We start from the raw sequence: 26,244 nt of genomic DNA, 5'->3' as shown, positions 1-26,244 counted from the left end.
TTTTAGATTTACTCAATAAAGTTACAATTTTATCAGATTATCTTTCCCAAAAAAATGGTGGTTCGATATTTAAAGCTCTTAAATATACATAAGCCTGCCCACGGTGGTGAACTTCATTATCAATAAAATACAAGATGTTTTGAATAACAGGAAACTCATATTGTCCAAAAAGATTAAAGGTTTCGCTGAAATCTTCAATAGACAATTGTTCCCAATATTTATTGATTTCTGCTGTCGCTTCGTCCCATTTTTCAAGATACTGCGCTTTAAAAATCAATTTTTCTGCTCCTTCTGAAAATGGTGCGGTTTCTTTAGTTACAATTCCTTTCAAACCTGGAACCGCAATTGCTAAAAGTTCATCAACTAATTTTGCAAAAGGACGCATTCCGCCAATCGAAAATTCAAAGAAATCTTTCTCTGGAAACAATTCAATTAAACGACGTGTAAGGGCACGGTGACCTTGCCAGTGTTTTAATAAATCTTCTGATGTAATTACTTGTGCTTCTAAAGTTTTCATAATTTTTAAGTTTTTAAATTTCTATACTTCAAAAGTAAAATGGGCTGGTGACAACAGTTTGTCAGCAGGAAAAAAATATTTTAAAATATTTTTTTCCTGCTGCATAAACACACGGTAGAGGCGCATTGTAGAGACGCACTGCAGTGCATCTCTACAATACATTTGTACCGAATAAATACGCTGGAAAAAAACTTAGCATCTTAGAATTTCAGTCCCGATAGCTATTGGGATAGCATCTTTAAAAAAAACCTTTGTACCTTTGCCCCTCACAAACTTTGGAACTCAGAAAAAATGATCGAAGATAAAAATCCGCAGCGTACCAGTTTAGCACAATTAGGCGAGTTTGGCTTAATTGACCACTTAACCCGAAATTTTGATGTTACTCAGGAATCTACTTTAAAAAGTATTGGCGATGATGCCGCAGTTCTTGATTTTGCAGCTAAAAAAGCCATTATTTCTACAGACTTACTAATCGAAGGCGTACATTTTGATTTGGCTTATATGCCATTGAAACACTTAGGTTACAAATCGGTGGTGGTAAATCTGTCTGATATTTGCGCGATGAATGCGAAACCAACTCAAATTACGGTTTCTGTTGCGGTTTCTAATCGTTTTCCGTTAGAAGCATTAGAAGAATTATTTGAAGGGATTACACACGCTGCAAAAGAATATAAAGTAGATGTTATTGGCGGCGATACAACCTCATCTCAAAAAGGATTAATTATTAGTATTACGGCAATTGGTGAAGCAGATGAAAATGAAATCGTTTACAGAAACGGTGCAAAACAAACTGATTTATTAGTTGTAACCGGAGATATTGGTGCTGCTTATATGGGATTACAGGTTTTGGAACGTGAAAAACAGGTTTTTCAGGTAAACCCAAACAGCCAGCCAGATTTAGATCCTTATACGTATTTGGTCGAAAGACAATTAAAACCAGAAGCCAGAACAGACGTTCGTACACTTTTACATGCTCTTGAAATTAAACCAACTTCGATGATTGATATTTCTGATGGATTATCTTCAGAGATTATTCATTTGTGTAAACAGTCAAAAGTGGGTTGTAATTTATATGAAGATAAACTACCGTTAGATCCGCAGTTTATTTCGACTTGCGAAGAATTTAATATCGACAGTACAACGGTTGCTATTAATGGCGGAGAAGATTATGAACTTCTTTTTACAATTGACATTAAAGATTTTGATAAAATTAAAGGAAATCCAAACTTTTCAATAATTGGGCACATGGCCGATGAAAGCGAAGGCGTTCATTTAGTAACTCGTGCCAATACTAAAATTGCTTTAAAAGCTCGTGGCTGGGACGCTTTGAGTGAGTAGTTTTCAGTCACAGTATTTAGTCTCAGTTAAATTTATACTAAAAAAAAATATCCTAATGAGTTTTTATAACTCATTAGGATATTTTTTTAGTACGGTTCTTTAAATCTAAAATCTGCACTCTAAAATCTAAAACCCTAGAAAAGTCCTTTACTTTTTGCTTCTTTTACTAAATCATCATCAGAACCTGATTTTATTTTAAGTAGTTCTTTCAGGCTGATTCTGCGTTTCTCGATTTCGGTTAAGGAAATCGGAATGTATTGCGGCATTTCCTCAATTTCAGTTCCTTTTGATAAGTGAAATAAAATCTGTTTATCAAATTCATCAATTTCTATTGAATTGTGCGGCGATTGATTCAGCATTTTTACGACAGACTGACTGTAATATTTCTCGCTTTTCATTACTTTATCAAATGCAAAAAGCAATTCGTCAAAAGTCAGATCGTTTTTAATAATTAATCCGTTTGGGTTAATTGTTCTTATGATTGTTTTGATTTTGAGCAGTTCTGTGTACATGGTCAATAAAACAATCTTACAGTATGGCATTTTTTTCAGGATTATTTTTGCCAGATCTTCACCAGAAAAAAGGTTTTTTTCTTCATAAGCCGGCATACTGATATCTAAAAAAGCAATGTCAAACTGCGGGGTATTTTCATCTTCTAATATATCATAAGCCGATTTACAATCGTGTGCCTGTGCAATTATAAATTCATATTCTTTTGGATTATACCGCGTTATTGCATTTTTATATCCTTCGATGATAAAAGGGTGATCATCAACAATTAAAATGTTAGGTTGAATTAATTCCGAATTTGGGGCTTTGAAATTAAGTGTCATTTGTCTGTAGGTTTATTTTTTGATCAATTGGAACTTTTATAACTAAGAGTGTTCCTTCTCCTTTAGCAGATTTTATGGCAACCGTGCCTTTACATTCTGCCGCTCGATATTCAATATTATGCAATCCAATACCATTTTTGGTGCGCTTGGTATTAAATCCAATTCCGTTATCCATGATTGACAAAACCAGATGATCAATTTCGCTTTTAAACTCCACCGTAATCATGTCTGCTTTTGCGTATTTATTACAATTTTGAAGTGCTTCCTGAACAATTCGGTACAAATTAATTTTAACCATATTGTTTACGAGCTCCCATTTTATATGGGAATCAAAAGATGTTACCAGTTTTGACGGATAGGTATTTCTCTGGCTCTCAAATAGTTTTTTTAATATTACAACAAAGTTATTTATTAATTCAGATTTTTCTCTATTTAGGTCATGCGAAATTTCCCTAATATCTTCTTCAATATGTTTTAGTTCTGCCAGATATTTTTTTCGTTTTGCAGCGGCTTGTTCTTCATCCATTTTATCTAAACTATCCAAGCTTATGCGAATACCGAACATTCGGCCCAAAACACCGTCGTGTAGTTCCTGGGCTACTTTTTTCTTTTCTTTTATTCGGGTCGATTCAATTTCATTTTGCTGAGAAATCATCAAATTATAAATGTCTTCATTTGCAATTTGCTGCTGCTGTTTAAACAGTAATTCCCTATTTTTAGCCTGCTGTGTTTTATAAACATAAAAGAATAAGCCCAGTAAAGTACAAATACTAAAAACATAAACCAGCGTTTTATTTTTTTCCTGTAAATTCGAGTTTTGGTCTTTTATTTCATTGGTTTCGTATTCTATACGAGAGAATTTTTCTCCCATCTTACGTTCTGCTTTCAGCATTTTATCATTAAGCTGAATATATTCTTTAGAATATTTAGATGCATTTTTAGGATCAACAATAGCTGTTTGTTTAAGCGCTTCTAAAGTGTTTATTAATTTACTGTTTGTTCGCGATAATGCTAAGGCTTGTTTTGACAACTGCAATGCTTTAAAAGTGTCCTTTTTAAAAGCAAAATACTCAGACAAATGTATTTTACTCGAAACTACTCCTGATGTAAGTCCAAGACTATCCCGGATTTTTAAAGATTCATAAAACAAATCAGGTAATTTATTTGATTCTTTTAGCTTGAATTTGGAATAACCCAGATTATCAAGCAAAATTGCATACAAACTTGCTCTGTCTTCAAATAGTTTATCTTGTTTTAAACCTCTTTCAAAAAAAACTTTTGCCTGTTTATAATTTCTCATGTTCATATATATAAAGCCGACATTGTTTAATGAAGCTGCTTTATATTGAAATATTGAGGGTATGGATTTGTCTTCTAAGGTTTCTAAAGCTTTATTTTGAAACTCTAATGCTTTTGTATATTCTTCTCTTTCATTGTACAATATTCCTAACAAATTATAGCTTTCGTAATAAAGATCATTTGCTTTTTGCTGTTTCTTCAAGCTGCTCAAAGCTTTAAAAACAGCTATTTCGCTTTCAAAAAAATCACCTTCGTTATATTGCAGACTTGCTTTATTTAAAAATGTTTTCGCCAGATTGTACTGATCATTCAATTTTAAATAAAGTTTTTCTGCTTTATAATAATGCATAAAAGCACTGTCTGAAACAGATTGTGAAGCATAATAATCTCCTAAATAGGTATAGGCTTTCGCCATATGCAGAGAATCTTTAGATTTTTGGGTTCGATCTAAAATCAGTTTAGTCGTTTTCAGATAATCTTTCCAATCGCTCATATTGTAATAGCGATTGGCAACTTTAAACAGATTTACTTTATTAAGCGAATCATCTTTCTGGCTTAAAATTATGTTTAATGCTCTTTGATTATAATTTTGTTTAATATTTAAAGGGAGGTTATTTTCATTTGCTAATGAAAGATAGGTCGAAAGGCTATCTACTGAAGAAATTGTATTTTTATCTAATTCTGTTTTCTGGTTACAAGCCATAAAAACAAGGACTAGAAGTAATAGTATTTTACAATTTTTTTTCAATTGCGATTTTGTGTTTTTATCAAAAATACTAAAACTATAGACACAAAAAAAGGCTGCCAAAAAATTGGCAGCCTCAATGCTTATTCAAAATGTAGTTAGTCTACTTTTTTATCTGTTCCGATAGATTGATTAACACTCGAAAAATCTAGTTGTTTATTTTTGTTTACTGCATGAAAATCACTTTTCTTTTGTCCTCCTGTTGCTCCTCCGTCAATTGGTGGTATTCTTAATTTTTCACTTGAAACAATATTTGGGTTTGCAAATGAAGTTGCTACTGCTACTAAAGAAAATAATCCGAATGTTAAAGCTGTCTTTTTCATAACTTGATGTGTTTAATTTGATTTTTTGTATTTGGGGTTTTCGATTGCTTTGGTGAGCTAATCTGGGTGTAAAACTAACACCATAACAAAAAAAAATCTATATGAAAAAATAGCTTCGTGGTAGAACGTACCCAATTGATAGTCAATGGACACCAAATTTATGTAACCAGCTAATTACTAGATCTCTAGATAATTACCTTTAGAAAAATCAGCAATAATTAAGTCGACGTTTGCTTTGTAGGTTTTTGAAAAAGGAATCTTCTTTGTGGAGTTTTTTATATAACAAACTGAGTTTCCGTTATGAATTCTTGCAATGTAGTTGCGATTAATAATATAACTGTTATGAATTCGAATAAACGGATAGCTTAAAACCTGTTCAAAATGTTTCAATGTTTTGAACGCAGTTACCATATCTCCTGAATTCAAATAGATATCAGTTGAATTGTTATCGGCTTGAAAATAACAAATATCATCTGCATTTATATAGCGATGATCACCGTATGATTTAATGCAGATTACAAGTGGCTTATAAAGCTCTTGATTTGTGTTTTGATCTGGAATTACTACAGGAATGTTTTCAGCCTTTAAAACCGGAATTTCATTAGCAGTACTTATCTCAGATCTGGTTTCTATAGATCGTGCCTCTTTTGTCTCTAAAAGGGTCTTTTCGAACTTTAAAAGCGTTTTTACTAAATCTACATGTGTTAATGGTTTAATGATGTAATCAAAAACGTTGTACTGGATTGCTTCAAAAGCCAAATCTTTTTTAGTCGTGGTAACTATGATTTTTGGAATAATTGATAAATACCGATATAATTCGCCAATAAATGAAAGTGATAAATGACTTAGAGAATCCTGAGGATCGATTTCTAAAAACACAAATGAAGGACGATGTTCTAAAACCAAATTAAGTCCCTGAAGGTAATTCGTAGCCGAAGCAATAAAAGTTAATTCTGAAAAACCTTCTGCAACGATTCTGGTTTTCAAAACACTTTCAGCGTCATTATCAACAATAATATACGAATACTTCTTCAACTTTAACTTTTATTGATTTTTCATAACTTCCTGACAACGTTTTTTGAACGCTTTAAAAAAAATATTTTAGGCGTAGAAAATGCCCAATTAAATTTAAGCATTTCAATTATCCAAACATTCTATTGTTGATAGATTAATCGATTATGTTAATACATAAGGATGAAATGCTAAAATAGTCGTTGAAACGTATGGTTTAAAATTAAAAAAATCCCAAACTCCACAGAGGAATTTGGGATATTTTATATCATGTTAATTAAAAAATTACATTTTCATCAACCAGTTTTTCATCGAAACTTCGTTTTCAATAATACCTCTTAATTCAGATATCTTAACGCGATCTTGTTTCATTGTATCTCTATGACGAATTGTTACTGTCTCGTCTTCAAGAGTTTGATGATCTACTGTAATACAAAATGGTGTTCCTAATGCATCTTGTCTTCTGTAACGACGGCCTACTGCATCTTTCTCATCATACGCCACATTGAAATCCCATTTTAGATCTTCGATGATTTTTTTAGAAATTTCCGGTAAACCATCTTTTTTAACCAATGGCAATACCGCTGCCTTTGTAGGCGCTAAAACTGCTGGTAATTTTAGTACTGTTCTCTCAGAACCATCTTCTAAAGTTTCCTCTTGCAACGATGTTGCAAAAACCGCTAAAAACATACGATCAAGACCTACAGACGTTTCTACTACGTATGGCACGTAGTTTTCGTTTAGTTCAGGATCAAAGTACTGAAGCTTTCTTCCTGAATATTGTTCGTGTGCTTTTAAGTCAAAATCGGTACGAGAGTGAATACCTTCTAATTCTTTGAAACCGAACGGGAAGTTAAATTCAATATCTGCAGCTGCATTTGCGTAATGCGCTAATTTTTCGTGATCGTGAAAACGGTAATTCTCTTTTCCTAATCCTAAAGATAAATGCCATTTTAAACGTGTTTCTTTCCAATAATGGTACCATTGCATTTCTTCTCCCGGACGCACGAAAAACTGCATTTCCATTTGTTCGAATTCACGCATACGGAAAATGAATTGTCTTGCCACAATTTCATTTCTAAACGCTTTACCCGTTTGAGCAATTCCAAAAGGAACTTTCATACGACCTGATTTCTGAACATTTAAAAAGTTCACAAAAATACCCTGCGCTGTTTCCGGACGCAAATATAAATCCATTGCAGATTCTGCAGAAGCACCAAGCTTAGTTCCAAACATTAAATTGAATTGCTTTACATCTGTCCAGTTTTTTGAACCAGTTTCAGGATCAGCGATTCCTAATTCTTCGATTAAAGCTTTCACATCCTGAAGATCATCAGTCATACCTTTTGCAAGCCTTTCCAGAATTTCTTTTCTCTTCGAAAGATATTCTACAACGCGTGCATTTGTTGTAATAAATTCTTCTTCATTAAAAGCATCACCAAAACGAGCTTTTGCTTTTTCAATTTCTTTTTGAGCTTTTATATTTATCTTTTCAGCATACTCTTCTACTAAAACATCTGCTCTATATCTTTTTTTCGAATCTTTATTGTCAATTAACGGATCATTAAATGCATCAACGTGGCCCGAAGCTTTCCAGGTTGTTGGGTGCATCAATATTGCAGCATCAAGGCCGACAATATTCTCATTCATCTGAACCATTGATTTCCACCAATATTCACGGATATTCTTTTTTAATTCGACGCCATTTTGTGCATAATCATACACTGCACTCAATCCATCGTAAACTTCGCTTGACGGAAAAATAAATCCGTACTCTTTTGCGTGCGAAACCACATTCTTAAATAAATCTTCTTGTTTTGCCATAGTAATGCAAAAATATAAAAAGTACTTATAAAAAAAAGAAAAATAAAAAAGATTGAAGTTTAAATTTGGTTAGTTTTGTAACTAAATTCTTTCTATTTGTGTTTAATTTTATAATTGATCTCTTTTTCCCTAAAGTTTGCTCTGGCTGTCGTGCCGTTTTAATGACAAACGAAACTGTTTTATGCACGAACTGCCGTCATGAACTACCTCTAACTCAATATCATTTAGATTCAAATAACGAAGCCGTCAAAAAGTTTTACGGCAAAATAGAAACCGAACACGTTTCTGCCTTTATTTATTTTATCAAAAAAGGAATTGTTCAGGAACTAATTCATAACCTGAAATATAAAGGCCACGAAGAAATTGGAACTGTTTTAGGAGATTGGTATGTAGAGGATTTAAAAGAACTGAAACTTGATTTACCTTTTGATGCAGTAATTCCGGTTCCTTTACATCCGCGAAAATTTAAGGAGCGCGGTTACAATCAGGTTACCACTTTTGGAAAGGCTTTAGCCGAAGGTTTGAAAATCCCGTATAATAGTTCAGTTTTATATCGAAAGAAATATTCTAAAACACAATCAAAAAAGAATCTCCTGGGAAGATCTGAAAACATCGAAAATATCTTTGATGTAATTTCAACTGAAGAAAATCACAACAAACATTTTTTGATTGTCGATGATGTTCTTACAACCGGAGCAACACTCGAAGCATGTTCCAGAGCATTATTAAAAATTCCGGGAGCAAAAATCAGTATTGTCTGTATGGCGATGGCGAACTCTTAAAAAGGGAAAATTCCAATAAAAAGAAAAATCCCAAATTCCAATTTAAAGATTTTGGGATTTGGGATTTTTATATTGAATTTTAAAATTTTAATTGACTATTATTTTCTTAACTGTTCTTCTGTTTCCATCAATAACGGTTACTAAATAAATTCCTGCGGAAACATTAGGAAGCTGAATATTTTGATTAAAATCTCCAGATGCTTCGAATGTTTTTGTGTAAACACTTTTTCCTAAAATATCGTGCACAAAAACCTGAACATTATTTGATTCACTTGCAAATTGAACTGTAAAACTTCCTTTATTTGGATTTGGATAAAGTGCAAAATCTATCGTTTCAAAATCATCTGTTCCTAAAGTAAATGTTTTGGTACAGATGTTTACTGATGCTGAATTTATTGTTCCAAACATTCCTGAAACATTATCACGAACTCTAAATGTCCATGTTCCTTGCTGTGTCTGACCATTGAATGCGCGTAATTCATCAACTGGAATAACAATTTGTTCTGTTATTTTACTGCAATCTAAAGCATTTCCGGAATCATCAAAATTAAGAATCAATGTTGAGTTTAAACTTGGACATGATTTATTAAACAAACGAACTGTTGTTCCCTGCGGACTCACGATTTGGATTTCAAGATCTGATAATCTTTCGTGCGTAACATTTACCAAAACATTTACATCTGAAATTGTTCCTGTTGCACTTGGTACACTTACTGCTTTTGTTGTATAACTTGTTGAAGCTAGAATATTAAAAGAATTACCAAAACTATACGTATTACAGCTTGTTGTTGTTGTATACCCAATAGCAAACGGTTTACTGTTTAAAGTATAATAGATATTTGCCGTTGGTTCAATAAGAAGTCTGCAATTTGTAGACGAAGGAATACTAGCGGGCAGAGCAATAACTTCTGAACCATCATTTGGTGTATTAGCCGCTAAAGTTGTTGGAAAAGTTAATCCGCCGTCTGTAGAAAGTTTGATATTTACTAACGAAGAACCCTGCAGGTTATTGGTATTATTAACACTCCACGTAATTGTTTGACTTGAACCTTGCTGCCAGCTCACATTATCGCCATTATGCGATGTTATGGCAAAAGGTCCGGCTGTAGCAACCACATTCACTGCCATTGCACTTGTATTGGTTTGAGCTGTACCTAAAGCCGCATTATCTCTCCCGGTTAAAGTAAAATTTAATGTTCTGGCGATAGACGAAACAGATTCCCAAGTTGTGGTCAATTTATTTTGTAATACCGAATCATAACTTGGAAAATAACGAATAGGTGAAGTTGTTGGAGCAAACGATCTGAACAAAGGCCCGTCTGGTTTTGTTGGGTAGGCAATACTATTTCCTTCAGATGTTGTAGTAGCATTATCATATTCTTCCCAAGTGTACGTGATAATATCTCCTTCGGGATCTGAACCGGTACCTTTTAAAACAAATGGCGTACTAATTGGGATCGTATAATTATTTCCTGCACTAATTACAGGCGGGTTGTTTGTTAAATTCGTACTAACCGGACAGCTTTTTCCGGCAAGCGTATTCTGGATCTGTAAAATACTTGCATAAGCAAAATAGTCATCGGAATTATTTTGAATATCATAATCTCCTGTAACTCCGGCATATCCCATTATTGTAGAGCCACTTCCCGGTTCAACATTTACAGAAGTTCTTTCGCCTGAATCGTACGAAAAAGTATGATTTGCACCCAATTGATGTCCAAATTCATGTATTACAAAATCAATATCAAAAGTATCCCCCTCTGGTTTTCCATCAGAAGGAGAAGTAAAAGCACTTCCTTTTGCTAAAGGATCCCCAGTTGTTGGGTTTGAACAAATACAGCCTATACAACCGGCATTTCCTCCACCGCCAGAAGCCCCAAATAAATGTCCAATATCATAATTATTATTCCCAATTATATTTGTCAACGTTGTTTGAACTTCCTGATTCCATGCACCATCTGCACCATCTGAAGCTTTAGAATAAGGCTGTGTCGCAACATTGGTATAAATTACAGCATCATTATTGGCAATCAAAACCAGTTTCAATGCCAGGTCTTTATTTAAAACGCCATTCACTCTTGTTAGTGTTGCATTCATTCCGGCTAAAGCTCCCGCTTTTGTGCCCCCAAAATACGCTGTATATTCTGCTGTACAGGATAATGCTAAACGAAGCGTTTTAAAAACTTTATTATTAGATGCCGTTTTTGCAGTCTTTCCTTCTTTATTATTTACAACTGCATCAATAGTTTTACATACTAGTTTTGCTTTTGAAGCTGCATCTTTTGAAGAAAACAAAACATATTCTGCTTTATTATCTGGGTTTTGCTCGATAAACTCAGTCGCTTTATCAGCTCTAAAAAGCATGGTTTGAATTCCTCTTGGTGAAAGACTAAAATGTATTTTTGCCGATTTATCGTCTAAACCGCTTCCTTCGTAAGCTCTAATTTCCGGATATTTTGCTTGTAATTCAGGATCAAAATTTGAAGATTCCCAAACCTGAAATCTTTCTAAAACTCCTTTTGCATTAGGAATTGTAATTTCGGCATTGGAACTTAAAGAAGATTTCTGCGTTGTTTTGGCCAATTTTGCTGCTAAAGATTCTGTATTTAATTTATAATACAGTTTTTCAGAATCAGTTACTGAAGCTTTTTTTCCAGACACTGAAACCGAATTAACTTTTTGCCACAGGTCGTCACTTTGGGCATGAAGTTTTACAAATGAAAAGATAATCAGAAAATAAAGTAATTGTTTCTTCATGCTTAGTGATATTTTTTATGAAATCAAATTTAGTCGAATTAAATCAAATTCTTACATCTAAACGACATTTAACGTTTTTTAGTCGACGAATCCGTGATTTTTTCGACAAAAGAAGTATAATGTTCCTAAAAAATCAATTGAGCTTAGTACAAAATTTAAAATAGATAGTATAAATTTGCAGCATCTTAAATAATTTGTTTTGAAGCTCTTTCATTCTATAAACGATTTCCATTCGACCAAGAAAACAATTTTAACTCTTGGTACTTTTGATGGCGTACATATTGGTCATAAAAAAATTCTGGAAAGAATTACTCAAAACACGGAAAATGGAAAATACGAAAGTTTAGTACTTACATTTTTTCCGCATCCGAGAATGGTTTTACAAGAAAAATCAGAAATAAAACTTCTTAATACTATTGCTGAAAAAACAAAACTTTTAGAAGCAACCGGAATTGAAAATTTAGTTATTCACCCATTTAACGAAAGTTTCTCAAGGTTAACTGCCGAAGAATTTGTGAGCACCATTTTGGTTGACCAGTTTCATATTCAAAAAATAATTATTGGCCACGATCATCGTTTTGGAAGAAACAGAACGGCCAACATTGATAATTTAATTGCTTTTGGTGCTGAATATGGTTTTGAAGTGGAACAAATTTCTGCAGAAGAAATACAAGATGTTTCTGTTAGTTCTACTAAAATCAGAAAAGCTTTGGACGAAGGAAATATGGAATTAGCCAATGAATATTTAGGTTACGACTATTTTTTGAGCGGTGAAGTTGTCAAAGGAAAACAGTTAGGAAGAACAATTGGTTTTCCAACAGCAAATATTCAAATTGAAGAAGAATACAAATTAATTCCAAAAAATGGGGTTTATGTTGTGAAAGCTTTGATTGATAATTTGGAAGTTTTCGGAATGATGAATATCGGTTTCAATCCAACTGTAAATGGTCAGAAACAAACTATTGAAGTAAACCTTTTTGATTTTGATGCTGATATTTACGGCAAAAAAATTGAGGTTTCATTATTGCAATACCTTCGCGGAGAACAAAAATTTGGTTCAATCGATTTGCTTAAAGCTCAATTAAATCAGGACAAACAGGATTCTTTGGATTTTGTGAGTAAGCATCAGTAAAAAATGTATAGTCCCTACGGGACAAAATAAATACCTGAAAATATATTCTACCGATATTAAATCTCTATGAGATATTCCATATACTCCGTTAAGAGTTTAATATCGGTAGCGAAAAAATACCACACCAGCATTCATGTCCTGTAAGGACTTCACACATTTCAACAAAACATTCTTCCAAAACGTTATTTCTTGATCTATAAGATTTTACCAATTTTAGATCATCGTAGTTATTTTTTTAGTAAATTTGATATAGGACTCTGTTTCCCAAACATTTACTATTAACTTCTTTAAAAATAACCACTATGAAATTACCTAAAGAAATAACAAACGGTTTTTTAATATTCCTCGGAATTGGCATTTATTTTTTATTGATGAATTTATTAGGTCTGGCAGATTTGTTTTACCTGCGTACGCTGAATGTGTTTTTTATATTTTATGGCGTAAACAGAACCATGCAAATGAATCTAAATGAGGGAGAAACCGGTTTTGTATCAAATGCTGTGTCGGCCATGACAACTTCTGTTGTGGGGGTATCACTAAGTGTTTTAGGATTATTAATTTACAGCTATGCACGAGGCGGAGATGCTTATGTAGGAACATTGTCTGAAGCTTTTATGTTTGGAGGAAATCCTTCTGTACCAACTTATTGCATTTGTCTGCTTTTTGAAGGGCTTGCTTCATCGGTAATTGTTACCTTAATGATGATGTTATATTGGAACAATAAATATGCCGCCGATTAATTATTCAAAATAAAAATAACCATTTAAGCGCTCAAAAATCATAAAAACCTATAATTTTATGATTTTTGAGCGCTTCTTTTTTAAAAGACTTGCCAAATATTCAATTACAACAATCAGTGTTGTTGGTTACTACAATTTAATTACTTTTAAAACTTCAAAAAAAATTGTATCCATGAGCATAACAAAACACAATTGGACAAAAGACGAAATAATAGCAATCTATAATAAACCACTAATGGATTTGCTTTATGAAGCTGCAACAATTCACAGACAAAAACACGATCCAAACGTCGTTCAGGTTTCTACTTTATTATCAATAAAAACAGGCGGATGTCCTGAAGACTGTGGTTATTGCCCACAAGCTGCGAGGTATAATACCGGAGTTGAAGGAAATGACTTAATGACGGTGAGCCATGTAAAAGCTCAGGCATTAAGAGCAAAATCCAGCGGATCTTCCCGCGTTTGTATGGGAGCTGCCTGGAGAAATGTAAAAGATGGCGAAGAGTTTGATCAGGTTTTAGAAATGGTTCGTACGATCAATAAACTTGATATGGAAGTTTGCTGTACTTTAGGTATGCTTACTGAAAATCAGGCACAGCGTTTAGCCGAAGCCGGTTTATATGCTTACAATCATAATTTAGATACTTCTGAAGAATATTATAAAGATGTAATTTCTACGCGCGGTTTTGAAGACCGTTTACAAACTATCGAAAATGTTCGTAAAACAAATGTTACGGTTTGCAGCGGTGGAATTATTGGAATGGGAGAAAGCATTGAAGACAGAGCCGGAATGCTTGTTGCGCTTTCGACTTTAAACCCGCAGCCTGAATCTGTTCCAATTAATGCTTTAGTTGCAGTTGAAGGAACTCCGATGGAAGAAGAAAAACCGGTTGAAATCTGGGAAATGATTCGTATGGTTGCTACAACCAGAATTGTAATGCCGGAAACTCAGGTTCGTTTATCTGCCGGAAGAACAAATATGACTCGTGAAGGTCAGGCAATGTGCTTTTTTGCAGGAGCAAATTCAATTTTTGCCGGAGATAAATTATTGACTACTCCAAACCCTGATGTTAATGAGGACATGAAAATGTTTGAAATGTTAGGATTGGTTCCGCAAAAGCCTTTTATAAAAGTTTCTCAGCCAAAAACTGTAGAAGCAGAAGATTCTCAATTTAATTCTTTAGGCGAAAAACCTAGATGGTCAAGACCCGGACATACAATTGAAAGAAACGTTGAAGCTTCGATCAAATCAAAAATTTAGCTAAAAGAGTTAAAAAACTTCAATAAAATTTTTTAAATTGCTTATGACACAGAGTTATAAGCAATTTTTTTATTTATAAAAATGAAGTTAAAACAAATCCAAAGGGTTAAAAAAATCTCTAAGGAAGATTTTATTTCCCAATATGTAAAAAAGCAAATTCCGGTTGTTGTTGAAGAACTAACGGAAGACTGGCCCGCTTATCAAAAATGGAAATTATCTTATATTAATGATATTGCAGGTGATATTACGGTTCCTTTATATGATGATAGGCCTGTAAACCATGAAGAAGGTTTTAATGAAGCTCATATGACAATGAAAATGAGCGACTACATTAATCTTTTAGAATCAAAACCTACCAATTACCGCATTTTTCTTTATAATTTAATGAAAGAAGTGCCTCGGTTAAAAAATGATTTTTTATGGCCAGATATTGGACTAAAACTTGTTAAGCAATTACCGATGCTGTTTTTTGGAGGTGAAAATGCCAGAGTATTTATGCATTACGACATTGATTACTCGAACATTCTGCATTTTCATTTTCATGGAGAAAAACAATGTATGATTTTTGCGCCAGACCAGTCAAAGTATATGTATAAGGTTCCGCATGCTTTGATTTCGAGGGAAGACATTGATTTTGACAATCCTGATTATGAAAAATTTCCTGCGCTTAAAAATGCTGAGGGATACATCACTAATCTTAAACATGGAGAAATGTTGTATATGCCCGAAGGTTACTGGCATTATATGAAATATTTGACTCCGGGATTTTCGATGAGTCTGAGGGCTTTTCCAAGAAACATTGCGAACTTATCCAAAGCGGCATACAATGTTTTGATTATGCGCCATTTTGATATTATGATGCGGAAATTTAAAGGGCAGAAATGGATTGACTATAAAAATGAAAAGGCAATTCAAAACACACATGAAAACCTTCGAAAGAGTGCTTAATAAAAAATTAAAAGCCGGCTGCAGAATTAATTTTGCAGCCGGCTTTTTATTTCCGTTTATAATTTAATGAAAGGTAATTTTTCTGGTTGCTGTTTTTCCGTTTTCAAAAGTTACTTTCACAATCAAAACCTGATCTCCCGACTGTAGATTTGGAATCTGTAATTCGGTATTTTCAATCTTTTTATTGTTGTAAATTAATTTTCCTGAAATATCAAAAATGGAAACTTCTTTTATAAAATCATGTGTTGAATTTACTTTAATGTTTTTATTCTTAACTGAAACAAAAAGATTCTGTTCCTGATTTTCAAAATCATCAACACCTAAATTTACTGCAGCATATTTCAAAACAAAACGATCTAAAAAAGTTCCTATTGAGGTAGTAAAAGTATATTTACCTGTTTGCAGATTATGTGTTGTATTGTTCCATTTATCTTCTAAATAAATAGCATGATTTGCTAAATCACCATCTGAATGATCTATTGCTATTGAAAATTCTCCTTCGATTCCAGCTCTGTACCCTAAAGGAACAACATCTGACTCTTCAAAAGGTATGGCTCGACCCTGAACTGTTAATTTTCTTCCTTCATTAATACTATAAAAATCTACATATATATTTCCATTTATAGTAACTCCGTCGTAATTATTGTCCCAGGTATTGGTTGCTCCTTCTATGTAACCTACTAACAACTGTTTAAAAAGTCCTTGAGTATTTGTCATATTAAGCCAGACTCTGTGTTTTTCAATCGCTTCTTTATTACTTTCGGTTGTTTTAAAAAACTGGCTGTTGTTTCCGGGAATTCTCATTGAATTTGTAAAAACAGCGTTTCCTGTAGTTTTTGCTTTTACAAAGAAGGCCTGACCAGCTGCTATATAGCCTAAAGGAGCATTTTGATTTCCGGGTGTTCCTGCTCCTTCTCCAGTCATCCCGCCTACATTTGTGCTGCCTGTTAAATTATAAATAGCATAATCATCACTATTATAATTAAATTGAGCATCGCCGGGAACAGAGCTGCTTGGAGCGGAGTTATGTGTCCAAAAGTATAATGTCCCATATAAATTGGCTGCATTATCAAAAATAAATTGATCCGCATATATTGCTGATGGATATGGATTACCTAGTAAATGAGATTTCTCTGCAGCTAATAAAGGGACGGTAATTGTACCATTATTAGGCACTCCTTCTAAAAATGAGTTATAAACTGAAGGAGAAGCAATATCAAAATTTTGAGGCGCTCTAACAATATATCCTGAACCCGGACTCATTTCCATCGTTCCATTATAATTTATTATCCATCCGGTAATCGCACTATGATTATAGTACTTATCTGCTAGTGTGTTTGGTGACAAATCGTGCAATGTATAAGGCGGTGTACGCACAATTGGCGAAGACCAATACGTAAAATCATATCTTCGAACTGGTGTGGTATTTCGTTTATATATAATATTTCCTGTATTTACAACATTATTAACCTGCATTAAACTGGCATTATTTTCAAAAGTCAGCAAACCTCCATTATTGTTAACTGAATTTGTAATTGTTAATGTATGATTAGAATTTACTGTAACATTAGCCCCAGGATCAACAACACATGAGCAGCCGCTCAAATCACCTGTTGTTGAATAATTGCCTGAAAACCGAACTGCATCTGTAACTATTGGCGGACTTCCTTTCGACCAGCTTGTACCATTCCAAATATTTGTAACCGGAGCTTTTATCTCCAGATTAATAGTGGGTAAAGAAGGACAGATATTAATATCGTGTATCGTAAAAGTATAATTTCCGGGAGCCAGATTTGTTATGGTATAACTAGTTCCTGATGAACTATAGGTTTGAGAAACTGTTCCGTTTTGCGTAATTGTCCAATTTGGTGATGCCAGTAAACCAGTCAGATGTACGCTTCCGTTTGGATTAACACAAGTTGGCTGCGTAATAATTGCTAATATTGGTGTAGAAGGTTTTGGCTCCACATCAATTCTTGTTTCTATTGCAAATTCTTCCGGACAGGTTCCGTTTTTAACTACAGCTCTATAACTGGTACTTGTTGTTAATACTCCTGGCTGAAAAGTATTTGAAGTGTTAGCAAAAGGCTGCCATACATACGGTATAGATTCGGCATATTCCCATCTTACAATTGTTCCCGTATAATCTGTTAAAGTCAATAACGGACTTGGATCTCCTTCACAAATATGATTTCCTCCATGTACAGCTCCTCGTTCTGTTTTTGTTACTGCTGTAGTATTGCTTGCGCTTGTACTTGAAACACATCCAATTGAAGTATAACCAACAGTTACTGTTTTGTTTCCAGCTGTCAGCCATTGTAATGTTACGGTATTACTCGACGCAGATAAATCTCCTGAGGTAATAATATAATCTGTATTCAAAACTCCCGGAACATTCCAAACATAATTTGATTGTCCGGTTTGAGTCGTATACGTAACATCTGTATTTACACAAACCGAAGCTGCTGGCTGTGTTGTAAATGTTGGTGTCGGAATTGGGTTAATTGTTATTGTTGCTGAACTTCCAGTAAAACCAGAACTTCTAGCGCAGGTATTTGCTCCCGTTACTGAAACTAAAGTATAAGTCGTCGTTACGGTAACCGGAGTTGTAAAAGTTGCAAATGAGGTTCCGCTTACAATTCCTGAAGCAGTACGGTCTGCTCCACCATTTTCTTTATAAATGATTGTATATGGACCAGTACCAGATGTTGCTGTAAATGTCAATTGTCCGGAACCTGTTGCACAAAACGGACCGTTAGCTGTTAAACTTCCTTGTGGTAATGTATTTACTGTTATTGTTGCTGAGCTTCCTGTAAAACCAGAACTTCTAACACAGGTATTTGATCCCGTAACAGAAACTAAAGTATAAGTTGTTGTTCCTGTAACTGGAGTGGTAACAACGGCAAATGGGGTTCCACTTACAACTCCTGTAGCTGTGCGGTCTGCTCCACCGTTTTCTTTATAAACTATCGTATATGGTCCTGTTCCGGCTGTAGCTGTAAAAGTTAATTGCCCGGAACCTGTTACACAAAAAGGTCCATTTGCTGTTAAACTTCCCTGCGGTAATGGATTGATGGTTATTGTTGCTGAGCCTCCTGTAAAACCAGAACTTCTAATGCAGGTATTTGCATCAGTAACCGAAACTAATGTATAAGTTGTCGTTGTAGTAACTGGGGTTGTAAAAGTGGCAAAAGGTGTTCCGCTTACTATTCCCGTTGCTGTACGATCTGCTCCGCCATTTTCTTTATAAACTACTGTATATGGTCCAGTTCCTGATGTCGCTGTAAAAGTTAACTGTCCTGAACCTGTTACACAAAATGGACCATTTGCTGTTAAACTTCCCTGTGGTAATGGGTTTACTGTTATTGTTGCTGAACCTGTTGTAAAACCAAAATTTCTAACACAGGTATTTGATCCGGTAACCGAAACCAATGTATAAGTTGTTGTTCCTGTAACTGGAGTTGTAAAAGTAGCAAATGGAGTTCCGCTCACAACGCCTGTTGCTGTTTGGTCTGCTCCACCATTTTCTTTATAAACAATTGTATATGGACCAGTTCCTGCAGTGGCAATAAAAGTTAACTGTCCAGAACCTGTTACACAAAATGGACCATTTGCTGTTAAACTTCCTTGTGGTAATGGATTTACTGTTATTGTTGCTGAACCTGCTGTAAAACCAGAACTTCTAACGCAGGTATTTGATCCGGTAACTGAAACTAAAGTATACGTTGTTGTTCCTGTAACTGGAGTAGTAACAACGGCAAATGGGGTTCCACTTACAACTCCTGTAGCTGTGCGGTCTGCTCCACCGTTTTCTTTATAAACTACCGTATATGGTCCTGTTCCGGCTGTAGCTGTAAAAGTTAATTGCCCGGAACCTGTTACACAAAAAGGTCCATTTGCTGTTAAACTTCCCTGCGGTAATAGGTTGATAGTTATTGTTGCTGAGCCTCCTGTAAAACCCGAACTTCTAATGCAGGTATTTGCATCAGTAACCGAAACTAATGTATAAGTTGTCGTTGTAGTAACTGGGGTTGTAAAAGTAGCAAAAGGTGTTCCGCTTACTATTCCCGTTGCTGTACGATCTGCTCCGCCATTTTCTTTATAAACTACTGTATATGGTCCTGTTCCTGATGTCGCTGTAAAAGTTAACTGTCCTGAACCAGTTTCACAAAACGGACCATTCGCAGTCAAACTTCCCTGCGGTAATGGATTAACCGTTATCGTTGCGGAACCTGTTGTAAAACCAGTACTTCTAATGCAGGTATTTGATCCGGTAACAGAAACTAAAGTATACGTTGTCGTACCTGTAATTGTGGATGTAAAAGGTGCAAAAGGAGTTCCGCTTACTACTCCGGTTGCAGTTCGATCTGCTCCGCCGTTTTCTTTATAAACAACTGTATATGGACCCGTTCCCACTGTTGCAGTAAAAGTTAAAAACCCGGAACCAGTTGCGCAAAAAGGTCCATTTGTTGTTAAACTTCCCTGCGGTAATGGGTTGATAGTTATTGTTGCTGAGCCTCCAGTAAAACCTGAGCTTCTCGAACAAGTATTTGCTCCGGTTACTGAAACTAAAGTATAAGTTGTTGTTCCTGTAACTGGAGTTGTAACAACGGCAAATGGTGTTCCGCTGACAACTCCGGTAGCGGCGCGATCTACTCCTCCATTTTCTTTATAAACTACTGTATATGGTCCTGTTCCGGCTGTAGCTGTAAAAGTTAACATTCCGGAACCTGTTACACAAAAAGGACCATTTGCTGACAATGTTCCTTGTGGCAGTGGATTTACTGTTACGGTTGTAGCTATAGAATTTGCAGCTGTACAAACTCCATTCTGAACAACAGCTCTAAATTCAGTTGTTTCACTAAGTGGTCCAGAAGTATAACTATTTGTTGTATTCGCAATATCAGTCCAGGTTGAAAATGGAGCTATTGAATATTGCCATTTTTGAATTGTACCTGTTTGTCCTGCTAAAGATAAAGCAGCGCTTGTTGCCCCAGCACAAATTGTTGTTCCACCTGAAACTGTTCCACCAGCTGAAGGAGCAAAAATTGTAACTGTTGTAACGTTTGAAGTAGATATAGCTGAAGAACAAACTCCGGATGTTAAATTAGTAACAGTAATATTACTTGTTCCAACGGTATTTAAACCTACTGCTGTAAATGTTCCTGTTCCGGCAGTAGTTACAGTCATTGTTGCTGTAAGTCCTGTCGCATTTGGAAGGCTTCGACTGTATGTTACGGTATAAGTTCCCGTTGGTAAAGACGCAGCAGATGATGTTAATGTTACAACCGAAGTAGTTCCAAGATTACTGCAAACATTTACTGCTGAGATTCCTGTAATACTATAAATGGGGCAAGTATAAGTAACTATAACCTGACCATGTGCTCCTGATCCTCCGGGCTGAGCGGCAGCAAGAGCAGAACTCATTGAACCGCTACCTCCTCCTCCTGGGGCAACACCGGGATTTCCTACTGCGGTTCCAAGAACTAAACTTGGCACCGATGCTCCTCCAAGTCCACCTCCCGGACTTGCTCCATTTCCTCCTTTTCCGGAACTTAACAAAAGTGCGGCTAGAACATTTCCTCCAGCACCTCCTGCTTCACCAGCAGCTTTTGTAGTACCAAAAGAAGCTGTTGTAGATCCACCAGCACCTCCCGCAGGTGTACCACCTGCATTGTTAGCCAAACCTCCTGCTCCACCTGCAGCATAAATAATGTTTTCAAAACCGGTAATAGTTGAATGTCCGCCTGCAGCACCATTATTTACTGTTCCTGCTACTGTACCGGCAACTACAACATTTAGAGTATTGCTGGCAACCACAGTTATATTGCTTCTTGCGTAGGCACCACCTCCACCTCCACTTCCGCTTCGTCCTTCAAGTAAACCTGAGCCGCCTGCGCCACCACCGGCACCGCCGCCACCCCAAGCCTGAACATCCATTACCGTAACACCCGCAGGAACTACTATAGTTCCATTAGCTGTTAATGTATGTGGGGGCTGCGCCCATAATGAAAAACAAAAAAATGAAAATAAGAGCGAGAGCTTCATTTTTTTTGATAAAAAGTTCTCTTGGCATTCATTGAATAAAGAAAAACACCGAATAAAAAATTGAGGTAAGATTAGGAAGATTGGTAATTTTTTTTTCATCGCACTATTTTTTAATTAAAAGAAAAAGATTCACCAGTGAGAGAAAGTCTGGTTTGGTTTAATTTCTAAATACCTCAAAAAATAACATTGACTTCAAGAAATGATTTGAAACCAAAAGCAAAGAATATTAGTAAATGTTGCTTTTTTTGGTATTTAAACAAAGCATTAAATAGTATTTGGCAGATAAAAAATAAGTTACATTTTGTTTAAGGGGTTTTGAAAATGTATATTAACGGCTTTTATGTTATGTTCGTCGAATGACTCTTATAACAAGGTACGATTTTTTTTACATAAGATAAAGAGGGAAGATGTTAAATATTGTAGATTTAACACTTTTAACCTGATAATTTAAAAATTGTGTAGGTTATGTTAATTACTATAAAATACTGATTAAATGATTTTTACATTTAAAAAAGTTACTAAAAAACAAAAATCCGCCTTACATATATATGCTGGCGGATTATCTACATTGATAAAAATCCTGTTTTAGAAAATTATCTTTTTTGTTTTAGAAAAACCATCTTCTAAAATTACTTTCACTAGCATGATTTGATGAACAATTCTTAAATTTGATATTACTAATTCAAAGTCGTCAAGTTTTCTCTTTTCGAAAAGTAATTTTCCAGTAATATCATAAAGCAGGACATTTTTTAGTTTATGATTTTTCGATTTTATATTGATTATTTTATCATTTGATGAAACCAAAATTTCATTTTTAGTGTTCCGGAAATCTTTAACACTTAAATTTTTATACGTAAAATGAAGTATGAATCTGTCTGTAAAAGATCCTATTTCACTATGAAAAGTATAATCTTTTATGGTCAGATTGGAAATACTATTCATCAGTTTATCTTCTAAATAAATTGCCTGACCCGACAAATTACCATCAGAATGATCTATCGCTATTGTAAAAGTATCGGCGATTACTGTCTTATATCCTAAATTAATTTCATCAGAATCCTGAAAAGGTAAAGCTCGTCCCTGAATTACTAATTTTTTGCTTTCACTTATACTATAAAAATCTACAAACTGATTTCCGTTTAAAGTTTCTGCATCATAATTTAGATCATATGAATTTGTTGCGCCTGGCAGGTATCCAATTAAAATCTGTTTAAAAGCACCATTATCGTTTTTAAGATTCAACCATAATCTATGTTTGGCTGTTTCTTCTTTAGCCTCTGTTTCTCTTTTTGCAGGTTTAAAAAACTTATTGTTAGTTCCGGAAATTCGCATACTATTATTAAATTCCAAGAATCCTTTCTGATTACTTTTGACAAAAAAACCTTGTCCGGACGCTATTTTACCATCGGGAATTGTTTCATTAATACCGTTAGAAATTGCTTTTGTTCCTACTCCGCCAACTAAATTATAAACGGCGTAGTCATCTGATGTATATTCTAAATTTATTATTGGTGTATTATGTGTCCAAAAATAAAGTGCTCCTTTGGTTTTAAATTCGTTTTCACTCAAAAAACTGTCTCCATCAATAGCTGATGGATATGGATTTCCAATTAGATAAAACCTATTGTTTTCCTGTAAATCAACTTCAATTTTCCCATTATTTAGAACACCTGTAAAAAGTCCTTCGTATATTGATCGCTCAAACTGAGAAAATTCCTGAGGAGATCTGATTATATATCCTTTCCCTAAAGACATATAACTGGACGGTTCTTCAATTTTCCAGCCTGGCAGTGCAGAATTATACGACAGATATTTATCTGATAATGTGTGAGGTGAAAGATCAATTAGTTTTTGATTATCAACAGGAGAAGACCAATAGGTGTAATCAAACTTTACAACGGGATTTGTTTTTCTTTTCATCTGTATAATTCCAGAATTTACCATATCGTCATCTGATTGATATAAACTGGCTGAATCTTCTAAAACTAATGTTCCTAATCCTGAATATGAAAATTCAATTCCTAAAGTATTTCCACTTAAAAGTGTAACTCTTTTTCCTTCTTCAATGCTGCAGCTGCAAACATTCGATGAATTTAAATTCGGAAAATCTTCTTTAAAAAATACTTCTTTCCCTCCAGATGGATAACCATTTGACCAAGAACGTCCATCCCAAATTGTTGATTCGAAACAAAGTTTTAACCGACAAATTCTATGTTTTGAAAATCCTGAAACAGAATTAAAATTTCCTCCAATTAAAAGTCCAAAATCAGATGTAATACTTAATGCAAAAATTTTGTTGTTAGCCGATGCATTGAAACTGTTATCTACATCTCCTGTTTTTAGCAATCTTATTAATCGCAAAGAAGTGTAATTTTTATAAGTTCCTGAAAAGGCTCCGCCCACTAAAATACGATCATCTGGCTGTATCAAAATTGCGCGAACATCTCCTTTATTAAAACCAATTCCGGAATCAAAACTGGTATCTAAATTTCCGTTTGAATTTAAACGAAGAATGCGTTTTTGTGAACTTTTATTAAATGTTAAAAAAGAACCTCCGACAATTATTTTTCCATCCGATTGTGATGCTATTGAGTAGACATTCTTATCAAAACCATCTCCAATATTAAAACTCGTATCGATACTTCCATCTGCATTTAATCGAACCAAGTGCTGGTATGATTGTTTATTAAATGTTGTAAATCTTCCTCCAACCAAAATTTTCCCATCAGGCTGAATTAAAATATCGTCTATAATGGCATCGGCACTAAAACCTGCATTAAAAGTTGGATCATGCGAACCATCTGGCAGTAACCTTACCATTCTAATTATTGAAGTATCGCCGTTATAACGTTCAAAGTTTCCTGCTACAATAATTTTATTATCGGATTGCAATGCCATAGCATAAATTTGGCTATTGAATCCTGAACCAATATTGAATGAATTATCAATTAAACCGTCTGGAAAAATTCTAACAATTCTATTATAAAGCTGATCATTATACTTGGTAAAATTTCCGCCCAATATAATTTTACCGTCTGTTTGGAGAATAGCTGTTTTTATTAAGTTATTTGCTCCCGTTTGTCCTGTATTGAAATTGGGGTCAAAAGATCCGTCTTCTAACAATCTTGCAATTCTAAAAGCAGGATTATTATTAAATTTGGTAAAGTTTCCGAGTACAATTGTTTTTTGATTCTCTAATGGGATTATTTTAAAAACAGAATTATCAAAACCAATTCCAGATGCTAAATAACCGGTATCTTGTTCTCCTTCAAAATTAACTTTTGCCAATCTGCCCTGATTTTGCCCATCGAAAACAGAAAATGTTCCTCCAATAAACCATGATCCTTCTGAGTCATTTGTGAGAGTCCAAACAGTAGATGCTGGTCCTGTACCCGTATCAAAATCAGGTTTTATAGTTCCGTCTGAATTTAAAAGAACAACTCTATTAACAGATACCCCATCGTAGCGACTGTTGAAAGATCCTCCTGCCATGAGGTTACCTGCATTATTAATTTTAATAACTTGTATAGCACCATTACTAAAACCAGATCCGAGGAAACTAAAATCACGAGTGCCATCTGGATTTAACCGCACAATTCTATTGGCAGTAATTTCATTGTATGACGTAAAACTTCCTCCTAAGAGTATCTTACCATCTGGCTGGACTTCAATAGCACTTACATTATCATCAAAACCAGTCCCAATATTAAAATCCCGATCAGCACTTCCATCCGAATTTAACATGATAATTCGATTAGAAATTACTTCATTAAAAGATGTAAAATTGCCTACAACTAAAATTTTACCATTAGGCAAAACCCTAACTTTTGAAATCTGTAAAGCTGAACCTATACCTATTTTAAATGAAGTGTCAATTAAGCCGTTTGGCAGCATTCGTGCAATCCTGTTTACTGCTGTATTACCATATTTTGTAAAAGTACCAACAATTATAATTTTCCCATCGGGCTGTAAATCTATATCATGAATAATTCCTGCACCTGAGCTAGCAGCAACGACTGTATTAAAAGATGAATCATATGAACCGTCGTTATTAAGACGAACAAGCCCTCCCGCACTCCTTCCATTATAAGCTGAGAAATTTCCTCCGGCAAGTATTTTACCATCGGGCTGAACATTAGAAGAATAAACTTTACCATTAAAACCAGTTCCTATATCAAAACTTTCATCTATTGTTCCGTCAGGTTTTAAACGGGTTAAATATGCCGAAGGAATTCCGTGTAGACTTGTATAATCACCCCCAACAATTAGGTTATTATCTGGCTGCAAGAATAGAGTTCGAACAATTGCGTTAAATCCATCTCCTTTTGAGCCGTCATCAATAGTATTAAAAGTGTTATCAACTTTTCCCTGTTGGGCAATAAGGATGCTTGTAGAAGGTAAAAAAACAATAAATAGTGTATAAAGTATATTTTTTATCAAAATCGTAAAGTGGTAAATTATTATTTGTAAGAATTAACCGAAATTAATCGACTTTGCTAAATGTCGCAATACCCACTTTTGGTGATTTTTCTATTTATCAAAAAACAAAAAAACCATTCCGAAAACGGAATGGTTTTTTTTATTGAATGGATTTTTTTTCTATTTAAAGATAATCTTTCTTGTTACTTCAGCTTTGTTTTCAAGAGTTACTTTTACCAGTAAAACCTGCTCTGCTACCTGAAGATT

At 34.5% G+C, this 26,244-nt stretch carries 15 protein-coding genes; 6 read left to right on the top strand and 9 right to left on the bottom strand.

Annotation, left to right across the window (positions count from 1 at the left end; all coding sequences use genetic code 11):
- Window positions 1-37 precede the first annotated feature (37 nt).
- On the bottom strand, window positions 38-517 hold the full coding sequence (locus J2Y38_RS14980) for a DinB family protein (RefSeq protein ID WP_071635547.1): 480 nt from the start codon (window positions 515-517) through the stop codon (window positions 38-40).
- A 291-nt stretch (window positions 518-808) separates the two neighbouring features.
- On the opposite strand from J2Y38_RS14980, the gene thiL reads away from it, so the two are divergent.
- Window positions 809-1,855: a thiamine-phosphate kinase gene (gene thiL, locus J2Y38_RS14975; RefSeq protein WP_309843989.1), complete on the top strand. Its 1,047-nt coding sequence runs from the start codon at window positions 809-811 to the stop codon at window positions 1,853-1,855.
- Between the two features lie 134 nt (window positions 1,856-1,989).
- Here the strand turns inward: thiL and J2Y38_RS14970 are convergent, their stop codons facing one another.
- From J2Y38_RS14970 to J2Y38_RS14950, 5 genes are all read right to left on the bottom strand, one after another.
- Window positions 1,990-2,688: a response regulator gene (locus tag J2Y38_RS14970; protein WP_309843987.1), complete on the bottom strand. Its 699-nt coding sequence runs from the start codon at window positions 2,686-2,688 to the stop codon at window positions 1,990-1,992.
- Window positions 2,678-4,690 carry an ATP-binding protein gene (locus J2Y38_RS14965; protein ID WP_309843984.1) on the bottom strand — a complete coding sequence of 671 codons (2,013 nt, stop codon included), beginning with the start codon at window positions 4,688-4,690 and terminating at the stop codon, window positions 2,678-2,680. Before J2Y38_RS14965 ends, J2Y38_RS14970 begins: the two co-directional genes overlap by 11 nt.
- 140 nt (window positions 4,691-4,830) lie before the next feature.
- Window positions 4,831-5,055, bottom strand: coding sequence for a hypothetical protein (locus tag J2Y38_RS14960; RefSeq protein WP_309843983.1), 225 nt, complete (start codon window positions 5,053-5,055; stop codon window positions 4,831-4,833).
- A gap of 177 nt (window positions 5,056-5,232) precedes the next feature.
- The gene (locus J2Y38_RS14955; RefSeq protein WP_309843981.1) at window positions 5,233-6,090 is read right to left on the bottom strand and encodes a LytTR family transcriptional regulator DNA-binding domain-containing protein; all 858 of its coding nucleotides are present in this window, start codon (window positions 6,088-6,090) and stop codon (window positions 5,233-5,235) included.
- 261 nt (window positions 6,091-6,351) lie between these two features.
- Entirely contained in the window at window positions 6,352-7,890 is a 1,539-nt protein-coding gene (locus tag J2Y38_RS14950; RefSeq protein WP_309843979.1) for a glycine--tRNA ligase, read from the bottom strand.
- 161 nt (window positions 7,891-8,051) lie between these two features.
- Here J2Y38_RS14950 and J2Y38_RS14945 point away from each other — a divergent pair, with 161 nt between their 5' ends.
- Window positions 8,052-8,672: a ComF family protein gene (locus J2Y38_RS14945; RefSeq protein WP_409025145.1), complete on the top strand. Its 621-nt coding sequence runs from the start codon at window positions 8,052-8,054 to the stop codon at window positions 8,670-8,672.
- An 87-nt stretch (window positions 8,673-8,759) separates the two neighbouring features.
- Here the strand turns inward: J2Y38_RS14945 and J2Y38_RS14940 are convergent, their stop codons facing one another.
- The gene (locus J2Y38_RS14940; protein ID WP_309843976.1) at window positions 8,760-11,429 is read right to left on the bottom strand and encodes a reprolysin-like metallopeptidase; all 2,670 of its coding nucleotides are present in this window, start codon (window positions 11,427-11,429) and stop codon (window positions 8,760-8,762) included.
- A 199-nt stretch (window positions 11,430-11,628) separates the two neighbouring features.
- Between J2Y38_RS14940 and J2Y38_RS14935 the strand changes: the two genes are divergently transcribed.
- The 4 genes from J2Y38_RS14935 (at window position 11,629) to J2Y38_RS14920 (ending at window position 15,510) form a co-directional block, all read left to right on the top strand.
- Window positions 11,629-12,561: a bifunctional riboflavin kinase/FAD synthetase gene (locus J2Y38_RS14935; RefSeq protein WP_309843973.1), complete on the top strand. Its 933-nt coding sequence runs from the start codon at window positions 11,629-11,631 to the stop codon at window positions 12,559-12,561.
- A 302-nt stretch (window positions 12,562-12,863) separates the two neighbouring features.
- Window positions 12,864-13,301: a hypothetical protein gene (locus tag J2Y38_RS14930; protein WP_309843970.1), complete on the top strand. Its 438-nt coding sequence runs from the start codon at window positions 12,864-12,866 to the stop codon at window positions 13,299-13,301.
- A gap of 172 nt (window positions 13,302-13,473) precedes the next feature.
- Complete coding sequence (gene bioB / locus J2Y38_RS14925; RefSeq protein ID WP_309843968.1) at window positions 13,474-14,562, top strand: biotin synthase BioB; 1,089 nt, start codon at window positions 13,474-13,476, stop codon at window positions 14,560-14,562.
- A gap of 81 nt (window positions 14,563-14,643) precedes the next feature.
- Entirely contained in the window at window positions 14,644-15,510 is an 867-nt protein-coding gene (locus J2Y38_RS14920; RefSeq protein ID WP_309843966.1) for a cupin-like domain-containing protein, read from the top strand.
- 63 nt (window positions 15,511-15,573) lie between these two features.
- Here the strand turns inward: J2Y38_RS14920 and J2Y38_RS14915 are convergent, their stop codons facing one another.
- Together J2Y38_RS14915 and J2Y38_RS14910 are read right to left on the bottom strand one after the other, a co-directional pair.
- Window positions 15,574-21,558 carry a T9SS sorting signal type C domain-containing protein gene (locus J2Y38_RS14915; RefSeq protein WP_309843964.1) on the bottom strand — a complete coding sequence of 1,995 codons (5,985 nt, stop codon included), beginning with the start codon at window positions 21,556-21,558 and terminating at the stop codon, window positions 15,574-15,576.
- 585 nt (window positions 21,559-22,143) lie between these two features.
- The gene (locus J2Y38_RS14910; protein ID WP_309843963.1) at window positions 22,144-25,998 is read right to left on the bottom strand and encodes a T9SS sorting signal type C domain-containing protein; all 3,855 of its coding nucleotides are present in this window, start codon (window positions 25,996-25,998) and stop codon (window positions 22,144-22,146) included.
- Between the last annotated feature and the right edge of the window lie 246 nt (window positions 25,999-26,244).

This window comes from Flavobacterium sp. 2755, from assembly GCF_031455715.1.
In the GTDB taxonomy this organism is placed as follows: Bacteria; Bacteroidota; Bacteroidia; order Flavobacteriales; family Flavobacteriaceae; genus Flavobacterium.
The sequence above is the reverse complement of the archived record's forward strand: the minus strand, read 5'-3'. Positions and strand labels throughout refer to the sequence as shown.

Bases quoted from the DNA above. Each gene is read 5' to 3' on its own strand.
- J2Y38_RS14980 (WP_071635547.1), bottom strand. From the start codon at position 517: ATGAAAACTTTAGAAGCACAAGTAATTACATCAGAAGATTTATTAAAA.
- thiL (WP_309843989.1), top strand. From the start codon at position 809: ATGATCGAAGATAAAAATCCGCAGCGTACCAGTTTAGCACAATTAGGC.
- J2Y38_RS14970 (WP_309843987.1), bottom strand. From the start codon at position 2,688: ATGACACTTAATTTCAAAGCCCCAAATTCGGAATTAATTCAACCTAAC.
- J2Y38_RS14965 (WP_309843984.1), bottom strand. From the start codon at position 4,690: ATGGCTTGTAACCAGAAAACAGAATTAGATAAAAATACAATTTCTTCA.
- J2Y38_RS14960 (WP_309843983.1), bottom strand. From the start codon at position 5,055: ATGAAAAAGACAGCTTTAACATTCGGATTATTTTCTTTAGTAGCAGTA.
- J2Y38_RS14950 (WP_309843979.1), bottom strand. From the start codon at position 7,890: ATGGCAAAACAAGAAGATTTATTTAAGAATGTGGTTTCGCACGCAAAA.
- J2Y38_RS14945 (WP_409025145.1), top strand. From the start codon at position 8,052: ATGACAAACGAAACTGTTTTATGCACGAACTGCCGTCATGAACTACCT.
- J2Y38_RS14940 (WP_309843976.1), bottom strand. From the start codon at position 11,429: ATGAAGAAACAATTACTTTATTTTCTGATTATCTTTTCATTTGTAAAA.
- J2Y38_RS14930 (WP_309843970.1), top strand. From the start codon at position 12,864: ATGAAATTACCTAAAGAAATAACAAACGGTTTTTTAATATTCCTCGGA.
- bioB (WP_309843968.1), top strand. From the start codon at position 13,474: ATGAGCATAACAAAACACAATTGGACAAAAGACGAAATAATAGCAATC.
- J2Y38_RS14920 (WP_309843966.1), top strand. From the start codon at position 14,644: ATGAAGTTAAAACAAATCCAAAGGGTTAAAAAAATCTCTAAGGAAGAT.
- J2Y38_RS14915 (WP_309843964.1), bottom strand. From the start codon at position 21,558: ATGAAGCTCTCGCTCTTATTTTCATTTTTTTGTTTTTCATTATGGGCG.